Below are 4620 nucleotides of genomic sequence, written 5' to 3' on the forward strand. Positions count from 1 at the left end.
GTGTTCACGTACTCGGTGGTCGGGTCGAACGGCAGGTAGCCACCCGAACGACGCGTGGAGTCGACCATGCGCTCCAGCAGGAAATGCGCGCGCTCGGTGCCGTCGTGATTGATGACGGCGTTGAGCGACTCGACCCATTCACGGGTTTCGGTGGGGTCGAGGTCCTGGTTCAGGATATCGTCGATCTGGTCCATGGATGCTCCGCTCGCGCGTGGCGCGCGCTTCATGAGGTCTGTAGAGCCCGCTGGGGTGGCGGGAAAACCTTTCCATGATACCGCGAAGTTTTCACATACGCGGCGGTATGGGGGTTTGTCTCGTGATAAATCGGTTTGGGACGGGGGGGTTCGGCGAACTGGCCCGCTGCCGCGGGATCGCCGCTGAAGCGGCTCCTACCGAGCAAGGAGGGGCTTGCTGGGTGGGAGCCGATTCATCGGCGATGCGGCGCAAAGCGCCGCTCAATCAATCATTTACAACCGTACGCGGCTTCCCGGCCCGGATCTGCGCCTCGACGCACGCCACGGCAGTCATATTGACCACGCGGCGCACCGTCGCCTGGGGCGTCAGGATGTGGGCCGGCTTGGCCACGCCCATCAGGATCGGGCCGATGACCACGCCGTCGCACAGCACGCGGACCATGTTGTAGGCCGTGTTGGCGGCGTCCAGATTCGGGAAGACGAAGACGTTGGCCTTACCTTCCAGGCGCGAGTTCGGGAAGATCCTCTCGCGCAGTTCCGGGGTGAGCGCCACATCGGCCTGCATTTCGCCCTCGACTTCGAGACGTGGCGCCTTCTCGCGGATCAGGCGCAGCGCCTCGCGCATCTTCTTCGAACTGCGGGTCTCGCGGCCGCCGAAGTTGGAGTTGGACAGCAGGGCGATCTTCGGCTGGATGCCGAACAGCTTCAGGCGAAGCGAGGCCTGCAGCGTGGCTTCGGCGATCTGCTCGGCCGTCGGGTCGTCCTGCACATAGGTGTCGAGGAAGAAGAAGGTGCCCTTCTCCGTCGATACCGCAGCCATCGCGGATGCCTCGGCAATGCCCTCATCCAGTCCGATGATGTCGGTGATGTAGTCGAGCTTGCTGTGATACGTGCCGACCAGGCCGCAGATCATCGCGTCGGCCTCGCCCCGCTCCACCATCAGCGCGGCAATGACCGTCGGACGCGAGCGGACCACGGCCTTGGCGGAGGCGGGCGTGACGCCACGGCGCTCCATGATCGAGTGGTAGAGGCGCCAGTAATCCTCGAAACGCGGATCCGAGTGGATGTTGCACATCTCGAAGTCCACACCCGGCTTCAGACGCAGACCGGCGCGCGCGATGCGGCGCTCGATCACGTCGGGGCGGCCGACCAGGATCGGCCGGGCCAGACCCTCGTCCACCACCGTCTGCACGRCACGCAGCGTGGTCTCTTCTTCGCCTTCGGCGTAGACCACGCGCTTCGGATCGGCCTTGGCGCGATCGAACACCGGCTTCATCAGCAGGCCAGTGCGGAAGACGAAGCTGGTGAGCTGGTCGATGTAAGCCGGGAAGTCCTGGATGGGACGCTCGGCCACACCGGAATCCATGGCGGCCTGGGCGATCGCCGGCGGCAGCTGGATCAGCAGGCGCGGATCGAACGGCTGTGGAATGAGGTACTCGGGGCCGAAACTCGGCGGCTTGCCGCCATAAGCCCGTGCACTGACGTCCGACGCTTCACGGCGCGCCAGCTCGGCGATGGCTTTCACGCAGGCCACCTTCATCTGCTCATTGATGACCGACGCGCCCACGTCGAGCGCGCCGCGGAACAGGTAGGGGAAGCAAAGGGCATTGTTGACCTGGTTCGGGTAGTCCGAACGGCCCGTAGCCATGATGCAGTCCGGGCGGACAGCCTTGGCGTCCTCCGGAAGGATCTCCGGGTTCGGATTGGCCAGCGCGAAGATGATCGGGCGCTCGGCCATGGTCGCGACCATCTCCGGCTTGAGGATGCCACCGGCGGAAAGGCCCAGGAAGATATCCGCGCCGACGACGATCTCGGCCAGCGTGCGCTTGTCGGTATCGCGCGCATAGCGCTGCTTGTCCGGGTCGAGGTCGGTACGGCCGGTGTGCAGGACACCGTCGCGATCGAAGGCCAGGATGTTGTCGCGCTTCAGGCCCAGCGTCACCAGCATGTCGACGCAGGAAATACCTGCGGCGCCCATGCCCGTGGTGGCGAGCTTCACGTCCTCGATCTTCTTGCCGGTGACCAGCAACGCATTGATGACCGCCGCGCCGACGATGATCGCCGTGCCATGCTGGTCGTCATGGAACACGGGAATCTTCATGCGCTCGCGCAGCTTGCGCTCGACGATGAAGCACTCCGGCGCCTTGATGTCTTCGAGGTTGATACCACCGAAGGTCGGCTCGAGGCTGGCAATGATATCCACCAGCTTGTCCGGGTCGTTCTCATTGATCTCGATGTCGAACACATCGATACCGGCGAATTTCTGGAACAGGACGCCCTTGCCTTCCATCACCGGCTTGCTCGCCAGTGCGCCGATGTTGCCCAGGCCGAGCACTGCCGTGCCGTTGGTGATCACCGCGACAAGGTTGGAGCGCGCGGTAAGCTCAGCGGCCTCCCGCGGGTCGGCGACGATCGCATCGCACGCCGCGGCGACGCCCGGCGAATACGCGAGGGAAAGATCGCGCTGGGTCAGCAATGACGTCGTCGGCGTGACCTTGATCTTGCCCGGACGGGGAAGGCGGTGGTACTCGAGCGCGGCTTGCCGCAGTTCCTCGGAGATGGCCATGGGGTCCTGTGGGAGCTTCAATGAAAAGGGACGAACAGCGGGCCTGCAGCCACGCCGTGAAGCGTCGATGTTAGCACCGCCATGGCGATTCGCCCGACCCGGGGTGTGTTGCATTGCGACATCCTGTGATATGAAAACGCTACATGTCAGCCATGCGGAATCCGGCAGATTGCCCACGCTGGCGCGCCTACCGTCGACGGTCCTTCTTGCACGTCGAGGATCGTCATGTCGCGTTTCGCTATCGTTACCGCCCTGGTCGGCGGCCTTTTCCCCCTGCTGTCACTGGCGAACGTCGTGGTCGACGAGCCGGCGCTGCGCCGGAGCCTGCTTCGACTGCCCCAGGACGCGAGTCGTAGCGTCGAGGTGACCCTTCCGACGAGCGCCACCTCGTCGTCGCGCTTCCGCGTGCGCGATTCGGGCGCCCTCCCCGTTGCCCTCGCGAAGAAGTTTCCCGGCATGCGGAGCTTTCGCGGCAGCGATACGCAGGGGCGAACCGTTCGGCTGGACCTGTCGAAGGCAGGCATGCGAGCCAGCGTTCGCGACGGGCATGCCGAGTGGATCCTTCGACCCGGCGAGGTGGCAAGGATGGCGAACGTCGCGTCAGACGACACGTCGGTTGCCCCAGCGGACGCACTGGCCGCCACGCCGACGGAGGATTCAGGGCTTGCCGCAAGGATGACCACGGCACGAAGTGGTGGCGGCATCCGCCACGACTTCCGGCTTGCGGTCGCCGCAGACAGCCGCTATGTCGCGAAACTCGGTGGCACGGTCGAAGACGCGCTCGGCGAGATCGTCCATGCCGTGAATCGCGCCAATGAAGTCTTCGAAACCGATGTCGGCGTGCATTTCACCCTGGTCGACGACAACGACAGGATCATCCGTGCCGATCCGCGACATGATCCCTACCGACGCATGGACCCGGGCCCCGCCACGGTGACGCTGATCGACCGCGAGATCGGCAAGCGCAACTACGACATCGGACATGCCGTGACGACGTTGTTCGGTGGCGAGAGCCATATCGGCACCTCATGCAGTGACGATAGACGCGCCGATTTTCTTGCCACGCACAAGGCCGCGGCATGGAGCGGCCACGCGCATCCCGAGAGTGAGCCGCATGCCATCGGGTTCATGATCCATGTGCTCGGCCGCCAGCTGGGTGCGTGGCCCACCGCCAACGGATGCAGCCGCCCGACCCTCCCCGATCGCGCGGTGGAACCCGGTAGCGGCAGCACGGCGATGGGCTATGCGCCCTCCGGCTGCGGCGGCGACGCGCAGGCGTTGCAGGCACGCTCGGACCTGTACTTCCATGCCGCGAACATCGAACAGATGCAGGCGTGGCTGGGGTCACGCGGTGGGCGCTGCGCCAACAAGCGTATCAATCCGGTGTCCGCCCCATGGTTCGACCCCGAACCGCTCGCCGAGGAGAAGGTCATCCCGGCCCGCACGCCCTTCGCTCTCGAAGCCATGGCGGAGCAGGAAGCGGGTGCGCGTCGCCTGACCTACACCTGGGAGCAGATGGATGTCGGCGACGAGCAACGTGGTTCACTCACGGATAAAGGCAACGGCCCCCTGTTCCGTTCGTTCGCGCCCACACGTTCGGGCAACCGCAGCTTCCCGAGGATGGCCGCGGTGCTTGGCCGTGAAACCGCAGAGCCCGGCGAAACCTTGCCGACGACATCGCGCCGGCTCAATTTCAGACTCACCGTGAGAGACAACGGTGGCGAGCATGCGACGGTCGCCAGCACCGACACCCGGGTGCGCGTGGTCGATACCGGGCGGCCCTTCGCCGTGCTATCGCCGGAAGCGGCGGCGCGAGGCATCGCTGGACAGGCGTTGCGCGTACGCTGGGATGTCGCCGGC

3 protein-coding genes are annotated in these 4620 nt (G+C 65.4%); 1 reads left to right on the top strand and 2 read right to left on the bottom strand.

The genetic code is table 11. From position 1 onward, the window contains the following. Together AC1DT2_RS16285 and AC1DT2_RS16290 are read right to left on the bottom strand one after the other, a co-directional pair. A partial coding sequence (locus tag AC1DT2_RS16285) for a hypothetical protein (protein ID WP_477297457.1) occupies nucleotides 1-194 on the bottom strand: 194 nt, incomplete at its 3' end. A 265-nt stretch (nucleotides 195-459) separates the two neighbouring features. Continuing rightward, nucleotides 460-2760, bottom strand: coding sequence for an NADP-dependent malic enzyme (locus tag AC1DT2_RS16290; protein ID WP_477297458.1), 2301 nt, complete (start codon nucleotides 2758-2760; stop codon nucleotides 460-462). A gap of 225 nt (nucleotides 2761-2985) precedes the next feature. Here AC1DT2_RS16290 and AC1DT2_RS16295 point away from each other — a divergent pair. Next, on the top strand, nucleotides 2986-4620 hold a 1635-nt coding region (locus AC1DT2_RS16295), incomplete at its 3' end, for a reprolysin-like metallopeptidase (protein ID WP_477297459.1).

This window comes from Luteibacter sp. P4_E6, from assembly GCF_056401535.1.